We start from the raw sequence: 23451 nt of genomic DNA on the forward strand, positions 1-23451 counted from the left end.
CATGTCGTGCATGGCATCGACGGCGTTGCGCAGGCCGGCGAAGAAGGTGGCGTCGGCCTCGCGACGCCCCTGGTCCACGGCACCGATCTGGCTTTCCAGCTCATGGCTGAGATCGCCCATCGCCAGCATGTGCGCCATACGCGCGCTGCCCTTGAGCGTATGCAACGAGCGCAGCAGCTCGCGTCGCGGCGACGTCGCCAGCGGGTCCATCTCCCAGCGGCCGAGCTGCTGGTCGATGTCCTCGATCAGTTCCTCGGCTTCGCCGGTGAAGATGTCCACCAGCTCCGGATCGGGTTGCATCGCCGCCGCCTCGTCCAGCGTGAGCGTCGGCTCGGGTTCTTCTTCCGGCGCGGGCGGTGGCGGCATTTCGAGCGTCTCGCCGCCCTCGGCGGCCGCCTCCGGTGCCGGTGGCATTTCCAGCTCGAGCGGCTCCTGGGGCGACCCGGGCAGATCCAGCGGAGGTTCGGCAGGCGTCGCCACGGCGGCCGGCGCGGCAGACGCCGGCGGCTGCAGCAGGGCCAGCAACGGCGCCACCGGCAGGCTGCGCTCGCCGTTGCGGAAGCGGTCGATGAGATCGTACACGCCTTCGACCGCCTGCTCGAGTTGCTGCAGCACCTCGGCCGGCGGCGGTTGTCCGCCGTCACCGTACTGGGCCACGCGGCTTTCGATCCGCTCGGCGATCTCACCGATGCCCGGGGCCTGTGCGGTGCGGGCGCTGCCCTTGAGGGTGTGGAACAGGCGCTTGAGAGTCCGCGAGTGATGCACGTCCAGCGGCGCCTGGGCCCAGGCGCGCAAGCTGTCCTGGGCCTGGTTGAGGATGTCGGCCGCCTCGTCGGTGAAGATGATGACCAGCTCGTGGTCGGAGGCGGCGTCGGCGGCCTCGCGCGGAATGGCGCCCTGCATCTGCTCGATGCGCTTGAGCAGCGGCTTGGTATCCGGCTCCACCACTGCCGGGTCGGTCATGGCGTCGAGCAGCGATTGCATGACGCCTGCGGCATCGCGCAGCAGCTGCAGCTCCGGCGCGCCGACGGCACGACCGGCGCTGCGCAGGGACTCGGCGTAGTGCTCGAGCACGCCTGCCAGCTTGGCCAGCTTGCCGGCGTTCACCGATTCGCCGCTGCCGCGCAGCGTGTGGAAGGCGCGGATCAGCTCGGCACCGACCGGCGTCGCAGGCTGGTCGGCGGCCGCGGCAATGAAGCGCTGAACCTCGTCCAGGCGCGCCTTGGCATCGGTGCGGAAGATCTGCAGCAGCTCGGCGTCCGCGCCGGTCGCAGCCTCGCCGCGCGCGGCGATATTCGCTGCCTGTATCAACGCCTGGGCACGGGCCGCAGCCCCGCTGCGACCCTGTCCGAAATCGCGGATCAGGTCCGGCAGCGCGGCGACGGCTTGCCGGACCGCGTCCAAGACGTTGCTATTGACCGCGATCGAGCCGTCCAGGCACTTGTTCAGCAGGTTCTCGTGCGCCCAGCCGAACTCGCCGATCAGGCGCGCGCCGACCATGCGCCCGCTGCCCTTGAGTGTGTGGAAGGCGCGCCGGATGCCGCGCAGCAGCTCCAGGTCCTCGATGTCCTGCTGCCAGCGCGCCAGGTCCGCCTGCATCTGCGCCAGCACCTCGTTGGCCTCCTCCAGGAAGACCTCGCGGATCTCCGGATCGACCTCCTGCGGCTCGGGCGCGGCCGCCACCGGCTGTACCACCGGCGCTGCGGCCGGTATCGGCACCTCACCAGCGGGCGGAAGCTTGAGCAGCGCCACGCAGGCCGCGACGTTGTCCACCAGCGCATCGGCGCTGGGTTGGCGATTCTGCAAGGCTTCGAGGTAATACTCGAGATTGACGATGGCATCGGCCAGCTGGTTACTCAGCACGCTGTCTCCGCGCAGCCGTTCCATCGCGGCGCTTTGTACGAAGGCCTTGAGGTGGCGCGCCTGGTCGGCGCCGCGGTGCTGCCCCTGGATCTCGAAGCCGGCGGCGATCTCGTTCAGTTGGCGCGCAATCTCGTCCAGCAGCGTGCGCTCGCCGTTCTCGATATAGTCGCGCACCTGCATCTTGATGCGCGCGATATTGACCAGGGCCTCGCGCCAGACCGCCGACTCGCCGCCCTGCAGATCGGCAGCGGAGATGTCGTTGGCGGCCGGTTCGGCTGCGACGGGCGCGGCATCACCGCTGCGTGCGCGCCGCACCTGCTGGTACAGGGCATCGTCCAGGCTGGTCTCGACCCGCAGCAACGCGATGGCCACGTCCATCCAGGACTTCTCGTCGCGCGAGCCGCGTTCCTTGAGCTGCTCGATCAGCTTGGACTGGTTCAGCACCACGCGCTGCAGCATCTCCAAGCCCAGCATGCCGAGCGTGTCGGCGATGCGGTCCACGGTGACGATGGTGTCGTCGAGCGTCACCGGCGCTTTGTCGCCGGCCCGTACCAGAAGGTCGATCGCATCCTTGACCGAGGCGATGTCCTCCTTCAGCGCATCCGACAGTTTCTGCAGCAGTTGCGTGTTGGGTCCGCGCAAGCGCGCACGGATGTCTTCGAGCTGCGACTGCGGCGGCAGCAGCTCGTCCAGTGCATAGGTGGCCGCCACCGCCTTGCCGCGCGGCCCGGTCTGCTTGGCGCGCCCGACCAGGTACAGCAGGCTGTAACTGATCTCGGGCGGCACCTTGAAACCATCGTCCTCGCCCTGCTCCGCCAGCGCCTTGAGCTGCAGGCCGGCCTGCCCGAACAGACGCTTGACCTCGAGGCTGCTCGGCAACCCGCCGATCAGCAGCGCTTCGACCACCGCCGCGAACAGCCACCACAGCTCATACACACCGGTGTTGCGAGTGCTGGCGGTGATCTGCTCGGCGATCTTGCCGAGGCGTTTGAGATTCAGCTCGACGTCCTGGTCCTTGATCCACTGCAGCAGCGAGGTCTGGTAGGCGGGCAGGTACTTGCGCGCCGCCAGCTGCGCCTGGCCCGCCGGCCGGTGGCGCAGGTCGGGCAGCACCGGTTGCACGCTCTCGTAGCCCATGTGCTGCACGAACAGCGCGCACTCGCTGAGCACGGGCTTGCCGCGCGCCACGCGCAGCTCATTGATCTGTGGCTGGAAGACCAGCGAGTTGTCAGTGAAACCGCTGCTGAGCAGGTCCAGGTAGTCGGTCAGCTGCAGCGTGGCGCCCAGCAGGCCCTCGAACAGCGGTTCGGGCTTCTCCGGCGGTGCCTGCAGGATGTCCTGCAGGCCCTGCTTCATTTCATCGGCCAGCAGCGCGGCGCCCTGGCAACGCACCATGGTGAGCGTGCCGCGCACCTGGTGCAGTTCGACCACCGCACGCTGCAGCGGCAGCGGATCCTGGGAATTCTCGAGATAGGCCTCGATGGCCTGGCGTACGCGCAGGACGCTCTGGTCAAGTTCGCCCTTGACCCACTGCAGGGCGTCGGCGACGGTTTGCCTGACCTGGGCCACCGGTCACTCCGGCAGTCGGAAACCGGCCACGGACTGCTTCAACTGCATGGCCAGCTGCGCCAGGCGGCTGATGGCCTCGCCGGTGGCGCGCGTGCCCTGCGCGGTCTGCTCGGTGATCTCGCGGATCGAGACCATGGTCTGCGATACACGCGCCGCTTCGGCGTTCTGCTGGCGCGAGGCGTTGGAGATGTCCTGCACCAGCCGCGCGATCTGGCCCGACACCTGTTCGATCTCGTCCAGCGCCTGGCCGGCATTCTCGGCCAGGCGGGCGCCGCTGACCACGCCCGCGGTGCTCTTCTCCATCGAGATCACCGCCTCGTTGGTGTCGGCCTGAATGGTGCGCACGATGGCTTCGATCTGCTTGGTGGCGTTGGCGGAGCGCTCCGCCAGCCGCTGCACTTCGTCCGCCACCACCGCGAAGCCGCGACCGGCCTCGCCGGCCATGGCCGCCTGGATGGAGGCATTCAGCGCCAGGGTGTTGGTCTGCTCGGCGATGTCGTTGATCAGCTCCACGATGTTACCGATCTCCTGCGAACTCTCGCCCAGGCGCTTGATGCGCTTGGAGGTCTCCTGGATCTGCTCGCGGATGCTGTCCATGCCCTGGATGGTGCGCTTCACCGCCTCGCTGCCGTTGTGCGCCACCTGCACCGAGCGCTGCGCCACCTCGGCGGCCTGCGCGGCGTTGCCGGCCACCTGCTGGATCGACTGCACCATCTTGCCGATCAACTCGGTGGTGGCCAGGATCTGCTGGGTCTGGGTCTGGCTGGCGCGGGTCAGCTGCTGGGCGGTGGCCAGCGATTCGTCGGTACCGCGCGCGACCTGTTCCGAGGTCTTGTTGATGGTCGCAACCACGTCGCGCAGCGCCTCGATGGTGTAGTTCACCGAGTCGGCGATCGCGCCGGTCACGTCCTCGGTCACGGTGGTCTCGATGGTCAGGTCGCCGTCGGCCAGCGCGCTCATCTCGTCCAGCAGACGCAGAATCGCGTCCTGCGTGCGCTGGGTCTGCAGCTGGGCGGCACTCTGGATCTGCTTGACCTGCGCGTTCAGCGATACCGCCAGCACGGCCACCAGCACCAGACACAGACCGCCGGCGATGTAACCGACGGCCGGTGGAATGCCGAAGCCCAGCAGCGGCTTGGCGCCGCTGCCGGCGATCACCAGCAGCATCCCGAGCACGGCCAGCGCCAGGCCACCGAGCACGACGAAGAGATTTCTGCTGGAACTGGCGGCTTCCGCCGCACTCGTTGTTTTGTCAGCCACGCTGTCTGCTCCCCCAATGCGGAATGATGAACCGACTCGATGCCTGTCTTGCCTAGGCCGCTGCGTTCTGGAACACGGGGCTGGTGACCAGCCGACTGAGACTCATCGCCAGCCACAGCTGGCCATCACGCACGAACGCGCCCAACAGGTACGGGTGCAGCGGGTCGCCCTCGTCCGGCACCAGCTCGTGCCGCTGGTCCTGCGGGTTGAAGCGGCGGAAACCCGCCACTTCGTCCACCAGGAACCCGGCCGGCACCTCGTCCGCGTTGTATACCAGCACGCGTGTGCTGCGCTGGATCGCGGTCGCCTCCCCGCCGAGCAGGCGGTTGAGGTCGATCAGCGGCAGCAGATCGCCACGCACGTTGGCGATGCCCAGCAGCCAGGGCTTGGCACCCGGCACGCGCGTGTATTCCGGCGGCGTCAGTACCTCGCGCACGTCGGCACGCGGGGTGACCAGCTGGTGCCCGGCCAGACGATAGCCGAGCCCGGTCCACACGTCCTGTGCCTCGCCTGCCGCGCCGGCCGACGCGGCTGTCTGCAGTCGCGCCTCGAGCGCGGCCAGCAGCTCGAAGGGGCGGTCACGCAGTGCGCGCAGCTCGGACGTCATGGCGCCATTACTTCTGCGAGATGGACCTGACCTTGAGCACCGACTGCACGGTTTCCACCAGCTGCGCCGGCTTGACCGGCTTGACCAGGTATTCCACCGCGCCTTGGCGCAGCCCCCAGACCCGGTCGGTCTCCTGGCCCTTGCTGCTGATGATGATGATCGGGATGTTCTGGGTCTGCGGATCCTTGGCCAGCTTGCGCGTGGCCTGGAAGCCGCTCATGCCCTCGAACACCACATCCATCAGGATCAGGTCGGGCTTCTTGTCCTTGGCGATTTCGACGCTGTCGACCGCAGAATTGGCTGCAAGCACCTCATGACCCGCGCCCTGCAGCGCGTTGGTCATGACATGTACGTCGGTCGGCGAATCGTCAACGATCATGATCCGGGCCATCTGTCGCACTCCTAAATGTCGGGGAATACCGTTGCTGGGGAATCTAGCGGCACCCTAGGCCGCAACCTTGGCATGGGCACGCACCGCGCTGACCAGCTCATCGCGCGTGAACGGCTTGGTGAGGTACTGGTCCGAGCCGACGATGCGGCCGCGCGCGCGATCGAACAGGCCGTCCTTGCTGGACAGCATGATCACCGGCGTCTGCCGGAATTTGGGATTATTCTTGATCAGGGCACAGGTCTGGTAACCGTCCAGGCGCGGCATCATGATGTCCACGAAGATGATGTCGGGGCCATGATCGGCGATCTTGGCCAGGGCCTCGAAGCCGTCGGTGGCGGTCAGCACCTTGCAGCCCATCTTCGACAGCAGGGTTTCCGCCGTGCGGCGGATGGTCTTGCTGTCGTCGATCACCATCACCTTGATGCCGGCGAGTTCGGTCGACTCGGATTCGGCGCTCACCTGCCCCTCCTCGCTGTTGTGCCTGCGATCCCTCGCAACCCTAGAATTCTTAATCAGTTATCGGCTCTCTTGTAGCATAATCCACGTGTCCATGCCTACAACCCGCCTGGGGTTTTTGGGCTACCATTGCCCGATACCCGCAGATGCCCACAGGGACGGCAATACATGGCCCTCGCCAACCCGGTTCCGCACCTCATCACCGCCCAACAGGGACCGCTGCAGCAGCTGGAATCGCAGCTGCTCACCCACCAGAGCGAGATCGAGGGCTGGCTGCGCCAGCAGTGGCTGCGCACACCGGCGCCGTTCTACTGCTCGGTGGACCTGCGCAACGCCGGCCACAAGCTGGCGCCGGTGGATACCAACCTGTTCCCGGCCGGCTTCAACAACCTGAACCCGGCCTTCGAGCCGCTCTGTATCCAGGCGCTGCAGTCGGCGATGGAACGCGTCTGCCCCACCGCAGCCGGCGTCCTGCTGATCCCGGAAAGCCACACCCGCAACCGCTTCTATCTGGAAAGCCTGGCCACGCTGGCCGGCCTGATCCGCAAGGCCGGTTTCAAGCTGCGCATCGGCTCCCTGTCGCCCGACCTCGGCGCCCCGCAGACACTCACGCTGGACTCGGGCCGCGAACTGCTGCTGGAACCGCTGCGGCGCGAGGGCAACCGGCTGCAGGTCGGCGACTTCACGCCCTGCGCCATCCTGCTCAACAACGACCTCTCCGGCGGCCGGCCGGCGCTGCTGGAGGGGCTGGAACAGCCCGTCATCCCGCCGCTCAGCCTGGGCTGGAGCAACCGGCTGAAGTCACAGCATTTCGCGCTCTACCACGAAGTGGCCGAGGAGTTCGCGGCGCGCATCGACATCGATCCTTGGCTGATCGACCCGCTGTTCCGCAACTGCGGCCAGATCAACTTCATGAAGCGCGAGGGCGAGGACTGCCTGGCCGGTAATATCGCGCTGCTGCTGGAGGAGATCCGCGACAAGTACCGGGAGTACGGCATCGAGCGCGAGCCCTATGTCGTGGTCAAGGCCGACGCCGGCACCTACGGCATGGCGGTGATGACCGCCAAGAGCCCGGACGACGTGCGCGACATGAATCGCAAGCAGCGCACGCGCATGGCAGCGCTCAAGGAAGGCCGCGAGGTGACCGGCGCCATCATCCAGGAGGGCGTGTACACCAGCGAGACCTGGGGCCCGAACCAGGCGCCGGCCGAGCCGGTGGTGTACATGATCGATCACTACGTGGTCGGCGGCTTCTATCGCATCCATGGCAGCAAGGCGCCGGACGGCATCCTCAATTCGCCCGGCATGGAGTTCCAGCCGCTGGCCTTCGCCCACAGCTGCAGCCTGCCCGACCACGACCAGGACTGCGACGCCGGGCCTAACCGCTTCTATGCCTACGGCGTGGTTGCACGCCTGGCGCTGCTGGCGGCCGCGCGCGAGATCGCGCAGCAACAGGCCACACCGGTGGCGACCTGAGCATGGCCGTCCGGCTCGGCGTGGTCATGGATCCGATCGGGTCTATCAGGCCTTACAAAGACACCACCCTGGCCATGCTGCTGGAGGCGCAGCGGCGCGGCTGGCCCATCGCCTACATGGAGCTGGCCGACCTGTTCCTGCGCGATGGCGTGGCCTGGGCCCGCACCCGCGCGCTCACGGTGCGGGACGACGGCCACGACTGGTACGGCTTCGGCGAGGAGACCGTACTGCCGCTGGGCGAGCTGGATGTGATCCTGATGCGCAAGGATCCCCCCTTCGACACCGAGTACATCTACGCCACCTACATCCTGGAACAGGCCCAGGAAGACGGGGCCTGGGTGATCAACGACCCGGCCGCGCTGCGCGACACCAACGAAAAATTCGCCATCACCTGGTTCCCGCAATGCTGCGCGCCGACGCTGGTCACCCGGCAGATGGCGCAGATCCGCCAGTTCTTGCGTGAACAGGGCGAAATCGTGGTCAAGCCGCTGTATGGCATGGGCGGGGCCTCTATTTTCCGCCTCCGCGAGGACGACCCCAACGTCTCGGTGGTGCTGGAAACCCTGACGGATTACGGACGGCGCTTCGCCATGGCCCAGCGCTACCTGCCGGCGATCGCCCAGGGCGACAAACGCATCCTGATGATCGACGGCGAGCCCGTGCCCTATGCGCTGGCGCGCATTCCGGCCGAGGGTGAGAGCCGCGGCAACCTGGCCGCCGGCGGGCGCGGCGAGGGCGTGGAACTGTCCGAGCGCGACCGCTGGATCTGCGCCCAGGTCGGCCCGACCCTGCGCGAGAGGGGACTGGTGTTCGTGGGGCTGGACGTGATCGGCGACTATCTCACCGAGATCAACGTCACCAGCCCCACCTGCGTGCGCGAGCTCGACAAGCTCTACGGCCTGAACATCGCCGGCGATCTCATGGACGCCGTCGAGGCCGGACTCGACGCGCGCGCAGCCGACGACCGGGCCGATGCCGTCGTCGGCTGACGCTCGACGCCTGTGGCTGGCCTGCGGCCTCGCCGCGCTGCTGCATCTTGCGCTGCTGTTCGGCCTGCGCCTGGGCAGCGCACCCGTCGCCATTCCGACCCTGGAGGTTACGCTGCTGGCTATGCCCGCGAGCAGTCCCCCACTCAGCGCACGCGTGCTGGCTCCCGTGGCGCAGAGCGGCGGCGGCAAGCGGCTGCAACCACGCATTCCTTCGGCCCGCGAGGGCGGCCCCGGCGAGCTGGCTGGGCTGGTCCATGCCGCCGATCCGGTGCTGCAGACCGACATGGCGGCCGGCCCAGTACCGCCGCGGCTGAGCACCGATGCGCCTTCGCGGCAGGCCGCCGTCCGCAGCGACAGCGCTCGAACCGGGGCCGGCACGGCCCTGCTGCTGCCGCGACGCGAACGGTCGGGGGATCCCAGCCGCGGCGAGCCGTCGGCCAGCGCGCCGGTCAGCGACGACGGTCGCCGTGCCGACGCCGGCCTGAGTACCCGCGCCTCGCGCGAGGCGGCCTACCGTGAGCTGTGGCGCCGGCGCGTCGAGCGCGCGGGCGCCGCCAACTTCCCCTGGTCGGCGCTGGCGATGGGCCAGCCCAAGAGCCTGACGCTGCTGGTCACGCTGCGCGCGGACGGCAGCGTCAGCCAGGCTCGCGTGCTGCGTTCCTCGGGGCTGCCGATGCTCGACCGGGCCGCGCTCGACATCCTGCGCCTGGCGGGTCCGTTCCCGCCCTTTCCGGACGATCTGCGCCGCGATACCCAGACCCTGAGCTTTGCCTACGACTGGGAATTCCTGCCCGGCGACCGGGCCAGACTGCACGTCGGCAACTAGTCATGCGCTTCGCGCAGGTATAGCCCGGCATCTGTCCAGCGTTTAAACTAGGGTCATGGTCGAAAACACCAGCTTGCGCAACCAGTTCCTGGTGGCCATGCCGGGCATGGTGGACGGCAATTTCGACCACACCGTCACCCTCCTGTGCGAGCATACGCCGGAAGGCGCCATGGGGCTGGTGATCAACCGGCCGACCACGCTCGATCTGCGCGACATGCTGCAGCACATGGGGATTCCCATTGAGCGCCTCGACGGCGAGCCCATCCCGGTGTACTGGGGCGGGCCGGTGCAGCCCGAGCGCGGCTTCGTGCTGCACAGCTCCGAGGCCGCGCGCTGGGATTCCACGCTCAAGCTGAGCGACGCCATCAGCGTCACCACTTCCAAGGACATTCTGGTCGCCATCAGCCAGGGCCAGGGGCCGGCACACTACCTGGTCACGCTCGGTTATGCCGGCTGGTCGGCCGGCCAGCTCGAGCAGGAGATCCTGCACAACAGCTGGCTCAATACGCCGGCGGACTCCGCCATCGTGTTCGAGACCCCGACGGCCGCGCGCTGGGAAGCGGCCGCGCGGCTGCTGGGCGTGGACGTGCGACTGCTTGGCACCGACCCCGGACACGCATGATGGCGGCCGCACGCGCCGTCGGCGACATCCTGCTCGGCTTCGATTTCGGTACCCGTCGCATCGGCGTGGCGCTCGGCAGCCGGCGCCTGGCTGGCGCGCGCGCGCTGGCCGCGCTGGAATACCAAGACGGACCGGACTGGGACGCGATCGCGCAGCTGATCGAGGACTGGCAACCGACGGCACTGGTGGTGGGCCTGCCACTGACACTCGAAGGCCGGCCGCAACCGGTCACCCGTGCCGCCCAGACGTTCATGCGCGAGCTCGAGCGACGCTTCGGCCTGCCGGTACACGGCGCCGACGAGCGCATGTCCTCGCTGGAGGCTCAGTCACAGCTGCGTACGCAGCGCGCCAGCGGCCTGCGTCGCCGACGTGTACGCGATGCCGACGTGGACAGCACTGCCGCCAAACTGATCCTGGAACACTGGCTGAGCGAACATCCATGACCCGGATGGGACACGCCGAAATCCAGCGGCTCATCCTGCGCATGGCGCAGGATCTGCGCGCGCAGCTCGGGACCGACCTGCCAGCGGCGGTCATGGTCGGCATCCAGACCGGTGGCTACTGGATCGCCGAGCACCTGCACCGGGCGCTGGACCTCACCGCGCCGCTGGGCAGCCTCAGTACGCGCCTGTACCGCGACGACTTCAACCGCATCGGTCTGCACCCCAAGATCAGCCCCTCCAAGCTCAGCGCCCCGATCGCCGGTCGTTGTGTGATCCTGGTGGACGACGTGCTGCACACCGGCCGCACCATCCGTGCCGCCATGAACGAGCTGTTCGATTACGGGCGTCCCGCGGCCATCCGGCTGGCGGTGCTGGTGGACCGCGGCGGCCATGAGCTGCCGATCGCCGCGGACGTGGTCGGCGCCAGTCTCGAGCTGCCCGCCGGCCGCCACGCGAAGCTGAGCGGGCCCGACCCCCTGCGGCTGGATATCCTGGATACGCCGGAATGAGCACGCCGACAGGCTGCCTGCCGGAAGGGCCGTGGGGGCAGGGGGCAGGCGCGGCTCACGAAAACCGCGGCACAGCTCTCACAGCAAAGGTGCGTCAGTGAGCGACCTGCAACTCGACGGCCAGGGCCGCCTGCGCCACCTGCTCACCACCGAGGGCCTCGGCAGCGAGCTGGTGCGCGAAATCCTCGACACGGCCGAGTCCTTCCTGCCGGTGGGCGCCCAGGCGGTGAAGAACGTGCCGCTGCTGCGCGGCCGCACGATCGTCAACCTGTTCTTCGAGCCGAGCACACGCACCCGCACAACCTTCGAGCTGGCGGCCAAGCGGCTGTCGGCCGACGTGCTGAATTTTCAGGTCGAAGTTTCGTCCAAGGCCAAAGGCGAGGACGACCTCGACACCCTCTACACCCTGCAGGCCATGCAGGTGGACATGTTCGTCGTGCGCCACCGGGAGAACGGCGCCGCTGCCAAGTTCGCGCGGCACGCGGCACCCCATGTCGCCATCCTCAACGCCGGTGACGGCACCAACGCCCATCCCACGCAGGCACTGCTGGACGCCTTCACCATCCGTCGCCACAAGCCGGACTTCCGCAGCCTGAAGGTGGCCATCGTCGGCGACGTGCTGCACTCGCGCGTGGCGCTGTCCAACATCCATTGCCTCAAGGCGCTGGGCGTCGGCGACATCCGCGTCGTCGCACCGCCGGCACTGATGCTGGAGAATCCGCAGGCCCTTGGCGTCAGGCCCTTCCACGATCTGGCCGCCGGCATCCGCGGGGCCGACGTGGTCATGACCCTGCGCCTGCAGCACGAGCGCATGCACGAGCGCAAGATCGAGAGCCTGGAGGCCTATCACGCCGAGTACGGGCTGACGCGCGCCAGCCTGGCGCCGGCGGCGCCGGACGCGATCATCATGCACCCCGGGCCCATCAACCGTGGCGTGGAAATCGACGAGGACGTGGCCTACGGCCCGCGTTCTGTGATCCTGGAGCAGGTCACCAACGGCATCGCCGTGCGCATGGCGGTGATGGCGATGATCATCCGGAACCTCGAACCGACTCAATAATCCGCTGGTCTGTTCCTGTCATGCCGGCGGAAGACGGGATCCAGCGTCTCGTTTGCAGGCGCTCGAAGACACCGGGTTCCCGCCAGCGCGGGAACGACGATCGTCAACCGAAGCTCATCTTGCTTTCCAGATTCGCGCGCGAGTCGGCGTTGGACAGCGCGGTCTCCAGGTCGATGCGGCCCTCGCGGTAGAGCTGGGTCAGCGCAGTGTCGAAGGTCTGCATGCCGCGGTCCGAGCTTTCCTCCATCTGTTCCTTGATCGAGCCGATCTCGCCCTTGAGAATCAGCTCGGCGATGTACGGCGTGTTCAGCATCACCTCGACCGCGGCCACGCGCCGCCCGTCTTTGCCCTTGACCAGCCGCTGGGAGATGATCGCGCGCAGATTGATGGACAGATCCTGCAGCAGCTGCTCGCGCATGTCGTCCGGGAACATACTGATGATGCGCTGCAGAGTCTGGTAGCTGTTGTTGGCGTGCAGCGTGGAGATCGCGAGGTGGCCGGTGCTGGCCAGCGTGATCACCGCCTCCATGGTCTCGCGGTCACGCGCCTCGCCCACCAGGATCACGTCCGGGGCCTCGCGTACCGCGCTGCGGATCGCATTCATGTACGAGTGCGTGTCGTGCCCGATCTGGCGCTGGTTGATGATGGATTTCTTGTTGCGGTAGTAGAACTCGATCGGATCCTCGATGGTGAGGATATGACCGGTGATGTTCTCGTTGCGATGGTCGATCATCGCCGCCAGCGTGGTGGACTTGCCCGAGCCGGTGGCGCCGACCATCAGGATCAGACCTCGCTTGAGCATGATCAGGTCCTGCAGCACCGGCGGCAGCCCGAGCGAGGCGAAGCTCGGCACGTCCTTGACGATGCGCATGACCACTGCGCAGCTGCCACGCTGGCGAAACACGTTGACGCGGAAACGCCCCACCTCGGGGACGTGCAAGGGCAGGTCGATCTCGAGGTTCTTCTTGAAGAAGGCTTTCTGATCCTCGCTCAGCAGGCCCGCGGCGACCTGCTCCATGATCTCGGGCGTGAGGATGTCCTTGGGGCCGCCCACCGGATGGTGATCGCCTTCGATCTTGACCACGATCGGCGCACCCGAGCTGAGATAGACGTCGGAGGCGTTCTTGTCCACCGCCAGCTTGAGTGCGACCTTCAGGAACGGGCTGATGTTCATGCCGGGGCGTCCTCAGCGCCGGATCACGTTGGTGTCTTTATCGTCCGGCTGCAGGGACATCTTGCGCACCACGTCGTCCTCGAGCTCCCGGCTGGCGCGCTTGCTTTCCAGCTTGACGCGCAGGCGCAGTTCGTTCTGCGAGTCCGCGTTCCGGATGGCCTCGTCGTAGCTGATCAGACCGGACTCGAACATGTTGAACAGGCACTGGTCGAAGGTCTGCATGCCCTGTTCGGTCGAGCGCGCCATGAGCTCCTTCATCTTGGGCACCTCACCCTTGAAGATCAGGTCGGCCATCAGCGGGGTATTGATCATGATCTCCATCGCGGCGATACGGCCACCGTTCTCGCGCCGGATCAGGCGCTGCGAGATGATCGCCTTCATGTTCAGGGACAGGTCCATCAGCAACTGCTGACGCTTGTCTTCCGGAAAAAAGTTGATGATGCGGTCCATGGCCTGGTTGGAGCTGTTGGCATGCAGGGTCGCGAGCACCAGGTGGCCGGTTTCGGCGAAGTTGATGGCGTGCTCCATGGTCTCGCGCGTGCGGATTTCGCCGATCAGAATCACGTCCGGGGCCTGGCGCAGAGTGTTCTTCAGTGCCACTTCCCAGCTGTCGGTGTCCACGCCGACTTCACGCTGGGTGATCAGACAATTCTTGTGCGGATGCACGTATTCGATCGGATCCTCGATACTGATGATGTGTCCTCTCGAATTCTCGTTGCGGTAGCCGATCATCGCCGCCAGCGTGGTGGATTTGCCCGAGCCGGTCGCGCCCACCACCAGACAGATACCGCGTTTTTCCATCACGATCTTCTGCAGGATGCGCGGCAGCTGCAGCTGCTCGAAGGTCGGGATCTCGGTGGTGATCACGCGCAGCACGGCACCGACGCGCCCCTGCTGTACGAATGCGCTGACTCGGAAACGGCCGATGTCGCGCGGCGAGATGGCAAAGTTGCATTCGTTGGTGGCCTCGAATTCCTTGATCTGGCGGTCGTTCATCAACGCACGCACCATCACGGCCGACTGCTCTGCCGTCAACGGCTGGTCCATGGCCTTGGTCACCAGGCCGTCCACCTTGAGCGCCGGCGGGAAACCGGCCGTGATGAACAGGTCCGAGCCGTTCTGCTGCTTGAGACGGCGCAGCAGTTCCTGCACCAGCCGTATTGCCTGATCGCGTTCCATAGTGACGTCTCCCCGGGCCCCGGATTCGCTCAGGTGGCTTCCTTGGCAACCATGTAGATCCTGGCCTGCTCGGGCGCCACCAGGCCCTTGCGCACCAGGTCCTGCAGACACTGGTCCAGTGTCTGCATGCCGTACTTCTGGCCAGTCTGGATGGCCGAATACATCTGCGCCACCTTGTTCTCGCGGATCAGGTTGCGGATGGCCGGCGTGCCGACCATGATCTCGTGCGCGGCGATGCGGCCGCCGCCCTTCTTCTTGAGCAGGGTCTGCGAGATCACCGCCTGCAGCGATTCCGACAACATGGCACGGATCATGTCCTTCTCCGCCGCCGGGAACACATCCACGACGCGATCGATGGTCTTGGCCGCGCTGGAGGTGTGCAGCGTGCCGAACACCAGGTGGCCGGTCTCGGCGGCCGTCAGCGCCAGGCGGATGGTCTCCAGGTCGCGCATCTCGCCGACCAGGATGGTGTCCGGATCCTCGCGCAGCGCCGAGCGCAGCGCCTCGTTGAAGCCCAGCGTGTCACGGTGCACCTCGCGCTGGTTGATCAGACACTTCTTGGATTCGTGCACGAACTCGATCGGGTCCTCGACGGTGAGGATGTGCCCGTACTCGTTTTCGTTGATGTGGTTGATCATCGCCGCCAGCGTGGTGGATTTGCCCGAACCGGTCGGGCCGGTCACCAGCACGATGCCGCGCGGCAGGTCGCAGAAGTTCTTGAACACCGGCGGGCAGTTGAGCTGCTCCAGCGTCAGCACCTTGGACGGAATGGTGCGGAACACCCCGCCCGCACCGCGATTGTGGTTGAAGGCGTTGACGCGGAAGCGCGCCAGACCCGGGATCTCGAACGAAAAGTCGGTCTCGAGGAACTCCTCGAAGTCCTTGCGCTGCTTGTCGTTCATGATGTCGTAGATGAGGTCGTACACCTCCTTGTGCTCCATGGCCGGCAGGTTGATGCGGCGCACGTCGCCATCCACGCGAATCATGGGCGGCAGACCCGCAGACAGATGCAGGTCGGACGCGCCTTGCTTGACGCTGAAGGTAAGGAGTTGCGCGATGTCCATACGGTTCCCTGGTTTGGCAGCGCCAACGGCTGTTGTTATGGTGCTGGCCCGGATTGAAAGTAGCAGATTTGCGCAGGCAGGCCAATGACAGATATCGCCGCCAGGCTCGGCCAAGTCCGCGCCCGCATTGAAGAAGTTGCCCGCGCCTGCGGTCGCGACCCGGGCACGATCCGGCTGGTGGCGGTGAGCAAGACCCACCGCGTCGAGGTCGTGCGCGCCGCCGCGGCGGCCGGCCAGCGCGAGTTCGGCGAGAACCAGCTGCAGGAGGCGCTGCCCAAGATCGCCGCCACGTCGGATCTCGGGCTGGTCTGGCATTTCATCGGCCCGCTGCAGTCCAACAAGACCCGTGGCGTAGCCGAGCATTTCGACTGGGTGCACTCGATCGACCGGCTCAGGATCGCCGAGCGCCTGAGCACGCAGCGGCCGGCGGTGCTGCCGCCGCTGCAGGTCTGCATCCAGGTCAACACCAGCGGCGAGGCCAGCAAGTCGGGCGTGCCGTCCGCTGAGGCGCTGGCGCTGGCGCGGGCAGTCGCGACGCTGCCGCGGCTGCGGCTGCGCGGCGTCATGGCCATCCCGCAGCCGGAGGCGGACGCGACCCGGCAGCTGGAGGCCTGCCTGGCGGTGCGCGCGGTGTTCGAGCAGCTGCGCACGGCCGGCCTGGAACTGGATACACTCTCGCTCGGCATGTCGGCCGACCTCGAGGCCGCGGTGCAGGCCGGCTCCACCCTGCTGCGCATCGGCACCGATATTTTCGGCGCACGCGGCTGATCAAGAAGGTAACCCCTATGGACAAAGAAGCCCTCAAGCGCCAGGCCGCGGCGGCGGCGCTGGCCTACGTCGAGGACGACCAGATCATCGGCGTCGGCACCGGCTCGACCGTCAATCACTTCATCGAGCTGCTGGGCCCGCGCAAGCACCGCATCCGCGGTGCGGTGTCGAGCTCGGAGGCCTCGACCCGGAGACTCAGGGCGCTCGGCATCGAGGTGCTGGAGCTGAACAACACCGGACCGATTCCGGTGTATGTGGATGGCGCCGACGAGGCCGACCCGCACCTGCGCCTGATCAAAGGCGGTGGCGGCGCGCTGACGCGCGAGAAGGTCATCGCCGCCGCCAGCGCGCGCTTCGTCTGCATCGTGGACGAATCGAAGTGCGTGAACGTGCTCGGCAAGTTCCCGCTGCCGGTGGAAGTCATCCCGATGGCGCGCAGCTATGTCGCGCGCGAGCTGGTCAAGCTCGGCGGCCAACCGGAATGGCGCGAGAACTTCGTCACCGACAACGGCAACGCCATCCTCGACGTGCACCTGCTCGACATCACCGACCCGGTCAAGCTGGAAGACCGCATCAACGGCATCGCCGGCGTGGTCACGGTCGGGTTGTTCGCCAGGCGTCCGGCGGATGTGCTGCTGATCGCTGGCGCGGGCGGGGTGAAGACGGTCAAACGATCGTAAGCCGTGATTCCGGCGCAAGCGGGAATCCAGACGAAAAACCCGCCACCGGCGGGTTTTTGTTTGAGGCACTGGGTGCCGGCTTTCGCCGGGGCAATTTTTCGCTGCGCGAAAAATTGGCTGGGGGACTAGGATTCGAACCTAGATAAACAGAGTCAGAGTCTGTTGTCCTACCGTTAGACGATCCCCCAGTAGGTTAAAGACACTGGCGCCGCTTGCGCGGGGGCATGAGTGATTCTAACGCGCGCCTCGGCGCGCGGAAAATCACTAGCGCTTGGAGTACTGCGTGCCGCGGCGGGCCTTGTGCAGGCCGACCTTCTTGCGCTCGACCTCGCGCGCGTCACGGGTCACGAAGCCGGCAGCGCGCAGCGGCGCGCGCAGGGTGGCATCGTATTCGATCAGGGCGCGGGTGATGCCGTGCCGGATGGCGCCGGCCTGGCCGCTCGGGCCGCCGCCTTCGACCGTCACCAGGATGTCGAAGCGGTTGAGCGAGTCCACCACTTCCAGCGGCTGGCGCACCATCATGCGCGAGGTCTCGCGGCCGAAGTAGTCGGCCAGCGACTTGCTGTTGATGGTGATCTGGCCCTTGCCGGGCTTGAGGAACACGCGGGCGGTGGCGGTCTTGCGCCGGCCGGTGCCGTAGTTCTGGGTCTGCGCCATGGTCGTGCTTCTTGCGGTGTGGGGTGGGTTCAGGCCCGGAGGTCCAGGGGCTTGGGCTGCTGCGCGGCGTGCGGGTGCTCGGCGCCGCCGTACACCTTCAGCTTCTTGAACATGGCGCGGCCCAGTGGGTTCTTCGGCAGCATGCCCTTGACTGCGATCTCCAGCGCGCGCTCCGGCTGCTGCTGCAGCTGGTCGCGCAGGGTGATGGTCTTGAGCTCGCCGGGCTTGCCGCTGTGGCGGTGGTAGGTCTTGGCGAGCAGCTTGTTGCCGGTCACGCGCACCTTGGCGGCGTTGATCACGACCAGGAAGTCGCCGGTGTCCACGTGCGGCGTGTACTCGGGCTTGTGCTTGCCGCGCAGGCGGGTGGCCAGCTCGGAGGCCAGGCGGCCCAGGGTCTTGCCACTGGCATCGACCAGGTACCAGTCGCCCTTCACGGCGCCGGGCTTGGCGGAATAGGTCTTCATGGATGGAATGTCTCGGGCTTTCGGGGCCGGAAAGGCGCGAAAGTCTACCGGAGCCCCCCGCCCTTTGCAAGGTAAAAAGCGGCCCGGCGGACGCGTCTAAGCCCCGGAAAGCACTAGATTCGCAGGCGATCGACCGGCTCCCCGCCGATCAGGTGCCGGTCGATGATTTCGTCGATGTCCTGCTCGTCCACATAGCTGTACCAGACCGCCTCCGGATACACGACCAGGACCGGCCCCAGCTCGCAACGGTCCAGGCAGCCGGCCTGGTTGATGCGGATCTTGCCGGGCCCGGCCAGGCCCAGCGCCTTGATGCGCTGCTTGCAGTAGTCGCGCACCCGGCTGGCGCCGTGCTGCTCGCAGCAGGTGCGGCCGTCCGTGCGCAGGTTGCAGCAGAAAAAAACGTGGCGCTGGTAATGGCTCACGGGGCGGGTCCGGGCGGCGAGAATTACGGTTTATGATTATAGATCAAGCCCTCCCGCAGCCCCGGACCGCAGCCTTGGCCCGCGATGCCGACACCCGCTTCCCGCTGGCCGATGCCGACCTCTGCGTCAAATGCGGCCTGTGCCTGCCGCACTGCCCCACCTACCGCCTGAGCCGGGACGAGGGCGATTCGCCGCGCGGCCGCATCGCGCTGATGCAGGGGCTGGCCACCGGCCTGATCGGACCGGGCGCGCGGCTGGAGGCACACCTCGACGGCTGCCTGACCTGCCGCAGCTGCGAGGCCGTATGCCCGGCGCAGGTTCCCTATGGCCGTCTGATCGACGCCGGTCGTGCGGAACTGGCGCGCCTTCGCCCGGCCCGCAGCCGTCTGACCCGTATTCTGGGCACCGTGCTCGCAAACCGCGCACTGCGCCGCGGCATCGGCTGGCTGCTGTGGCTGTATCGGGCCAGCCGCCTGCAAGCCCTGGTGCGGCGCCTGCACCTGCTCGGCGCAGGCCCGCTGGCGCGGCTGGAATCCCTGCTGCCGTCGCTGCCCGCCCCGCTGGGCTGGAAGGCTTTTTATCCCGCCATCGGCACGCGCCAGGGGGCGGTCACGCTATTCGTCGGCTGCGTCGGCGAGCTGGCCGAGCGCCAGGCGCTGGCCGACGGCATCACGCTGCTGACGCGGCTCGGTTACGAGGTGCGCGTGCCGCCAGCGCAGACCTGCTGCGGCGCGCTGCACCTGCACAACGGCCTGCCGGCGCAGGCGCGCGATCTGGCCCGGCGCAACCTCGCGGCGCTGGCCGATGACAGCGTGGCCGTGGTCGGCAGCTCCAGCGGCTGCACCGCCACGCTGCGGGAGTATGCGGAACTCTTGCCGGCAGCCGCGGATTTCGGGCGCCGTGTCGAGGATATCGGCGTGTTCCTGACCCATGCGCAGGGCTGGGAACGCTTGCGCTTCCGTCCGCTGGCGCTGACCGTGGCGGTGCACGAGCCCTGCACCCTGCGCAATGTGCTCAAGGGCGCGGGCGCGGCCCATGCCCTGCTGGCGCGCATACCCGGGCTGCGCCTGCGTCCGCTGGCGTACGGCACCGGTTGCTGCGGTGCGGCCGGCAGTTACTTCCTGACCCAGGCGGACACCGCCGACCGGCTGGCCGCAGACATGCTGGCAAGCGTCATGGCCGATCCGCCCGATGCGCTGGTGAGTTCGAACGTGGGTTGCGCGCTGCATCTGTCGGCGCGGCTGCGCCGGGACGGGCGGCCGCTGCCGGTGCTGCACCCGGTCAGCCTGCTGGTTCGGCAGTTGGAACCAGGTCGGGCGGCGGGTTCCTGAGGGCGGCGTCGATCCGCAGCAGGATCAGGCCGGCCAGTTCCTCCTGCATCTCGCGCTGCAGCTGCCGGCGCTCGGCTTCCTTGGCCAGCACGCGCGTCTCGTCGAAGCTGAACTCACGCAGCGCAGTCAGCGACTGGCGCGGCACGCGCAGCTGCCCGTCCACGCTGTAGTCGAACTCGACCGTCGTCTCGATCTCGTACTCGATCGCCTTGCCGGTCGGCCCGATGGAGAGCACCCGCAGCCTCTCGTACAGTGCGTGCACCTTGAGGTGGCCGGGTGCTGCGGCCGCGCTGTCGACCACCTGCGCGCCGCGGCGCTTGAGCTGCACGCGCAAGACTTCCTCGAGCCGTGACTGAATCGTCTCGTAACGGTTGGCGCGGTAGTCCAGGTACACCACCGCCAGCTCCGGCGGCAGCGGGCGACTGCCCTTGAGCGCAAAGCCGCAGCCGGCCAGCAGAAATGCGGTAAAGAGCGCGGGCAGCAGTCGCCGCACTCGGCCGGCCGTGGGCAGGTTAAAGGTCATGCTTGCCTTCGCATAATGGCTCACGGTCGCTCACACCACCAGGTTGATCAGCTTGCCCGGCACCACGATGCACTTGCGCAGCGGCTTGCCGGCCACGAAGCGCTGCACGTTTTCATCCGCGAGCGCCGCCGCTTGCAGTTCCGCCTGCCCCGCGTCGGCGGCGACCTCCACCTGGCCGCGCAGCTTGCCGTTGACCTGCACCACCAGGCGTACGCGCTCGCGCGCCATCGCGCCGGGATCGGCCGCCGGCCAGGGCCGGTCCAGCACCGCATCGTCGTGGCCCAGAGCATGCCACAGTCGGTGGCAGACGTGCGGCACGATGGGCGACAGCATCAGCACCACGGCCTCAAGCGCCTCCTGCATCACCACGCGGCCCTGCGGGCTGCCCGAATCGGGCGAGCCCTCGAATTTATACAGGGCGTTGACCAGTTCCATCACCGCCGCGATGGCGGTGTTGAAGGTGTAGCGGCGACCGACGTCGTCGCCGACCTTGGCGATGGTCTCGTGCAGCTTGGCGCGCAGCGCCCTGGCGCTGTCACCCCCACCCTTGCCCTCCCCCATCCAGGGGGAGGGTTGGGGTGGGGGGGCGCTGACATGCACGTGCACGAGTTTCCACAGCCGGCGCAGGAAACGCGCCGCGCCCTCGATGCCGGCATCCGACCATTCCAGCGTCTGCTCCGGCGGTGCCGCGAACATCATGAACAGACGCACGGCGTCGGCGCCGTACCGCTCGATCATCGCCTGCGGGTCAACAGTATTCCCCTTGGACTTGGACATCTTCGCGCCGTCCTTGAGCACCATGCCCTGGGTCAGAAGGCGCGTGAACGGCTCGTCCACCTTCAGCAGCCCTTCGTCGCGCAGCAGCTTCTGGAAGAAGCGCGCGTACAAGAGGTGCAGGATGGCGTGCTCGATGCCGCCGATGTACTGGTCCACCGGCATCCAGTAGGCGGCGCGCTCGTCCAGCATGGCCTTGTCGTTATCGGGGCAGGCGAAGCGCGCGAAATACCAGGACGACTCGACGAAGGTGTCGAAGGTGTCGGTCTCGCGCTCGGCCGGCTGACCGCACTGCGGGCAGTTCGTCCGGTAGAACGCCGGCATTTTCTTGATCGGCGAGCCGACGCCGTCGAAGGCGACGTCTTCCGGCAGTACCACCGGCAGCTGGTCTTCCGGCACCGGCACCGCGCCGCAGTCGGGGCAATTGATCACCGGGATCGGGCAGCCCCAGTAACGCTGGCGCGAGATGCCCCAGTCGCGCAGACGCCAGTTCACGCACCGGCGGCCGCGCTTCTCGTGAGCCAGATAGCTGGCGATCGCCTCGAACGCGGCCTTGAAATCCAGGCCGGTGAAGGGGCCGGAATGCACGCAGATGCCGTAGTCGGTGTAGGCGGCCTGCGACACGTCCGGGCGCTCGTCCGCCGAGGGCGCGATCACCACTTTGATCGGCAGGTCGTGCGCTTTGGCAAACTCCCAGTCGCGCTGGTCGTGTGCCGGCACACTCATCACCGCACCGGTGCCATAGGTCATCAGCACGAAGTTCGCTGCCCAGACCGGAAGCTTCTCGCCGGTCACCGGATGCACGGCGTGGATGCCCAAGGGCAAGCCCTTCTTCTCCTGCGTTTCCAGCGTGGCCGCGGCGACACCGGTCTTGCGGCACTCCTCGATGAAGGCCGCGAGCGCGGGATTCGACGCGGCGGCCTTGAGGCTCAGCGGATGGGCGGCGGCGACGGCGAGATAGGTCACGCCCATGAGCGTGTCCGGCCGCGTGGTGAAGACAGTCACGACCTCGTCGCTGCCCTCGATGGCGAAGTCGATCTCGAGCCCTTCCGACTTGCCGATCCAGTTGCGCTGCATGGTCCTGACCGCGTCCGGCCAGCCGTCCAGCGTATCCAGGCCCGCCAGCAGCTCATCCGCGTATGCGGAGATCTTCAGGAACCACTGCGGGATCTCGCGCTGCTCGACGATCGCGCCGGAGCGCCAGCCGCGCCCTTCCACCACCTGCTCGTTGGCCAGCACGGTCTGGTCCACCGGATCCCAGTTCACCAGCGCGTTCTTCTTGTAGACCAGCCCCTTCTTCAGCAGGCGCGTGAACAGCCACTGCTCCCAGCGGTAGTACTCGGGACGGCAGGTGGCGAGTTCGCGCGACCAGTCGTAGGCGAAGCCCAGCCGCTTGAGCTGCTGCTTCATGTATTCGATGTTGCCGTAGGTCCACTGCGCCGGCGGCACTTTGTTCTGGATCGCGGCGTTCTCGGCCGGCAGGCCGAAGGCGTCGAAGCCCATGGGCTGCAGCACGTTGTAGCCGCGCATGCGCTGGTAGCGGCTGATGACATCGCCGATGGTGTAGTTGCGCACATGGCCCATGTGCAGCCGCCCGCTCGGGTACGGGAACATGGACAGGCAGTAGAACTTCGGGCGGTCGGCACGCTCGACGGCGCGAAAGCAGCCGCGCTGTTCCCAATAAGCCTGGGCCTCGGCCTCGACGTCCTGGGGTCGATAGTGTTCTTCCATCATCGGCTGGCTGGGCTAAGCTTGCGGTCAGGGGCGGGACAAAGGCGCTAAAGGATACCCCAGCGCGCGACCCCCGCCCAGACATCGATTGCAGATCAGGCATCGACCCGAGGGTGGCATGAGCACCGAACCGGCCCGCGATCCCGCCCATGAGGCCGTCACCGACCTGGCCGAGGGCTATGCGCGCATGCTGGAGCGCATCCGCGCGCGCCTGGCCCAGGCCGAGGCCAGGGCGCCGCTGCCGCTCTACATGGCGATCGAGGAGGCGCGCGAGCAGGCCGTGGTGCTGGGCGAGCTGACCCAGGCCGAGGCGCGCGAGGTGGCCATCTGGCTGCAGCGCGACCTGATGCACCTGCGCGAGGTCATGCAGCGCGCCGGCCGCGGCGTACGCAACTGGCTGGGCCTGGACCTCGCCCTGCTCGAGCAGGGCCTGCTGGACACGCTGGCCGACCCGACGCGCGTGGACTGGCTGCGGTTGCAGGAAGAATTCGAGATGCTGCGCCGCGAATCAGGCGCGGCGACGACGCCAGAGCAGCAGCCCGCCAAGGCCGGCCAGGCTCAGAAACCATAACGGCGCATTGCCGAAACGCACATAGGGCGTCTGGCCCGTGCG

The 23451-nt window shown here is 67.4% G+C and carries 24 protein-coding genes and 1 tRNA gene; 11 read left to right on the forward strand and 14 right to left on the reverse strand.

The genetic code is table 11. The features are described 5' to 3' along the window. The 5 genes from VNJ47_06380 to VNJ47_06400 all read right to left on the reverse strand — a co-directional run. A partial coding sequence (locus VNJ47_06380) for an Hpt domain-containing protein (GenBank protein ID HXG28455.1) occupies nucleotides 1-3432 on the reverse strand: 3432 nt, incomplete at its 3' end. A gap of 3 nt (nucleotides 3433-3435) precedes the next feature. Next, nucleotides 3436-4692: a methyl-accepting chemotaxis protein gene (locus VNJ47_06385; GenBank protein HXG28456.1), complete on the reverse strand. Its 1257-nt coding sequence runs from the start codon at nucleotides 4690-4692 to the stop codon at nucleotides 3436-3438. A 52-nt stretch (nucleotides 4693-4744) separates the two neighbouring features. Further along, a complete protein-coding gene (locus VNJ47_06390; protein HXG28457.1) occupies nucleotides 4745-5299 on the reverse strand; it encodes a chemotaxis protein CheW in 555 nt (184 codons plus the stop codon). Nucleotides 5300-5306: 7 nt separating this feature from the next. Further along, the gene (locus VNJ47_06395; protein HXG28458.1) at nucleotides 5307-5690 is read right to left on the reverse strand and encodes a response regulator; all 384 of its coding nucleotides are present in this window, start codon (nucleotides 5688-5690) and stop codon (nucleotides 5307-5309) included. Nucleotides 5691-5744: 54 nt separating this feature from the next. Then, nucleotides 5745-6104, reverse strand: coding sequence for a response regulator (locus tag VNJ47_06400; GenBank protein ID HXG28459.1), 360 nt, complete (start codon nucleotides 6102-6104; stop codon nucleotides 5745-5747). 210 nt (nucleotides 6105-6314) lie between these two features. Here VNJ47_06400 and gshA point away from each other — a divergent pair, with 210 nt between their 5' ends. From gshA to VNJ47_06435, 7 genes are all read left to right on the forward strand, one after another. Further along, nucleotides 6315-7622 (forward strand): glutamate--cysteine ligase, encoded by a 1308-nt coding sequence (gene gshA, locus VNJ47_06405; GenBank protein ID HXG28460.1) that lies wholly within the window; start codon nucleotides 6315-6317, stop codon nucleotides 7620-7622. Nucleotides 7623-7624: 2 nt separating this feature from the next. After that, on the forward strand, nucleotides 7625-8611 hold the full coding sequence (gene gshB, locus VNJ47_06410) for a glutathione synthase (protein ID HXG28461.1): 987 nt from the start codon (nucleotides 7625-7627) through the stop codon (nucleotides 8609-8611). Beyond that, entirely contained in the window at nucleotides 8595-9437 is an 843-nt protein-coding gene (locus VNJ47_06415) for a TonB family protein (protein ID HXG28462.1), read from the forward strand. The genes gshB and VNJ47_06415 overlap by 17 nt, the downstream gene beginning before the upstream one ends. A gap of 55 nt (nucleotides 9438-9492) precedes the next feature. Next, nucleotides 9493-10059, forward strand: coding sequence for a YqgE/AlgH family protein (locus VNJ47_06420; protein HXG28463.1), 567 nt, complete (start codon nucleotides 9493-9495; stop codon nucleotides 10057-10059). Continuing rightward, nucleotides 10059-10502: a Holliday junction resolvase RuvX gene (gene ruvX / locus VNJ47_06425; protein ID HXG28464.1), complete on the forward strand. Its 444-nt coding sequence runs from the start codon at nucleotides 10059-10061 to the stop codon at nucleotides 10500-10502. The genes VNJ47_06420 and ruvX overlap by 1 nt, the downstream gene beginning before the upstream one ends. After that, nucleotides 10499-11011, forward strand: a complete 513-nt coding sequence (gene pyrR, locus VNJ47_06430) for a bifunctional pyr operon transcriptional regulator/uracil phosphoribosyltransferase PyrR (GenBank protein HXG28465.1) — start codon at nucleotides 10499-10501, stop codon at nucleotides 11009-11011. Before ruvX ends, pyrR begins: the two co-directional genes overlap by 4 nt. 97 nt (nucleotides 11012-11108) lie before the next feature. Then, a complete protein-coding gene (locus tag VNJ47_06435; protein ID HXG28466.1) occupies nucleotides 11109-12071 on the forward strand; it encodes an aspartate carbamoyltransferase catalytic subunit in 963 nt (320 codons plus the stop codon). Nucleotides 12072-12174: 103 nt separating this feature from the next. On the opposite strand, the gene VNJ47_06440 is transcribed toward VNJ47_06435, so the two are convergent. The 3 genes from VNJ47_06440 to VNJ47_06450 are packed head-to-tail and all read right to left on the reverse strand — an operon-like array spanning nucleotide 12175 to nucleotide 15488. After that, a complete protein-coding gene (locus tag VNJ47_06440) occupies nucleotides 12175-13245 on the reverse strand; it encodes a PilT/PilU family type 4a pilus ATPase (protein ID HXG28467.1) in 1071 nt (356 codons plus the stop codon). A gap of 12 nt (nucleotides 13246-13257) precedes the next feature. Then, nucleotides 13258-14424, reverse strand: coding sequence for a PilT/PilU family type 4a pilus ATPase (locus VNJ47_06445; protein HXG28468.1), 1167 nt, complete (start codon nucleotides 14422-14424; stop codon nucleotides 13258-13260). A 29-nt stretch (nucleotides 14425-14453) separates the two neighbouring features. Beyond that, a complete protein-coding gene (locus VNJ47_06450; protein HXG28469.1) occupies nucleotides 14454-15488 on the reverse strand; it encodes a type IV pilus twitching motility protein PilT in 1035 nt (344 codons plus the stop codon). A gap of 84 nt (nucleotides 15489-15572) precedes the next feature. On the opposite strand from VNJ47_06450, the gene VNJ47_06455 reads away from it, so the two are divergent. Further along, a complete protein-coding gene (locus VNJ47_06455; GenBank protein HXG28470.1) occupies nucleotides 15573-16256 on the forward strand; it encodes a YggS family pyridoxal phosphate-dependent enzyme in 684 nt (227 codons plus the stop codon). Nucleotides 16257-16273: 17 nt separating this feature from the next. Then, nucleotides 16274-16936: a ribose-5-phosphate isomerase RpiA gene (gene rpiA, locus VNJ47_06460; protein HXG28471.1), complete on the forward strand. Its 663-nt coding sequence runs from the start codon at nucleotides 16274-16276 to the stop codon at nucleotides 16934-16936. A 114-nt stretch (nucleotides 16937-17050) separates the two neighbouring features. Here the strand turns inward: rpiA and VNJ47_06465 are convergent. The 4 genes from VNJ47_06465 to VNJ47_06480 form a co-directional block, all read right to left on the reverse strand. Continuing rightward, nucleotides 17051-17124: transfer RNA gene (locus VNJ47_06465), tRNA-Gln, on the reverse strand. A 76-nt stretch (nucleotides 17125-17200) separates the two neighbouring features. Beyond that, entirely contained in the window at nucleotides 17201-17593 is a 393-nt protein-coding gene (gene rpsI / locus VNJ47_06470) for a 30S ribosomal protein S9 (GenBank protein HXG28472.1), read from the reverse strand. Nucleotides 17594-17622: 29 nt separating this feature from the next. Further along, nucleotides 17623-18057, reverse strand: coding sequence for a 50S ribosomal protein L13 (gene rplM, locus VNJ47_06475; protein ID HXG28473.1), 435 nt, complete (start codon nucleotides 18055-18057; stop codon nucleotides 17623-17625). 113 nt (nucleotides 18058-18170) lie between these two features. Next, entirely contained in the window at nucleotides 18171-18479 is a 309-nt protein-coding gene (locus VNJ47_06480; protein HXG28474.1) for an NAD(P)H-dependent oxidoreductase subunit E, read from the reverse strand. A gap of 74 nt (nucleotides 18480-18553) precedes the next feature. Here VNJ47_06480 and VNJ47_06485 point away from each other — a divergent pair, with 74 nt between their 5' ends. After that, on the forward strand, nucleotides 18554-19810 hold the full coding sequence (locus VNJ47_06485) for a (Fe-S)-binding protein (GenBank protein HXG28475.1): 1257 nt from the start codon (nucleotides 18554-18556) through the stop codon (nucleotides 19808-19810). Here VNJ47_06485 and lptE read toward each other — a convergent pair. Together lptE and leuS are read right to left on the reverse strand one after the other, a co-directional pair. Next, complete coding sequence (lptE, locus tag VNJ47_06490; GenBank protein HXG28476.1) at nucleotides 19761-20333, reverse strand: LPS assembly lipoprotein LptE; 573 nt, start codon at nucleotides 20331-20333, stop codon at nucleotides 19761-19763. The genes VNJ47_06485 and lptE overlap by 50 nt on opposite strands. Nucleotides 20334-20363: 30 nt before the next feature. Further along, a complete protein-coding gene (gene leuS / locus VNJ47_06495) occupies nucleotides 20364-22838 on the reverse strand; it encodes a leucine--tRNA ligase (protein HXG28477.1) in 2475 nt (824 codons plus the stop codon). Between the two features lie 118 nt (nucleotides 22839-22956). On the opposite strand from leuS, the gene VNJ47_06500 reads away from it, so the two are divergent. Beyond that, nucleotides 22957-23409 carry a hypothetical protein gene (locus VNJ47_06500; protein ID HXG28478.1) on the forward strand — a complete coding sequence of 151 codons (453 nt, stop codon included), beginning with the start codon at nucleotides 22957-22959 and terminating at the stop codon, nucleotides 23407-23409. Nucleotides 23410-23451: the final 42 nt, after the last annotated feature.

It is taken from the genome of Nevskiales bacterium (genome assembly GCA_035574475.1).
Lineage (GTDB): Bacteria > Pseudomonadota > Gammaproteobacteria > Nevskiales > DATLYR01 > DATLYR01.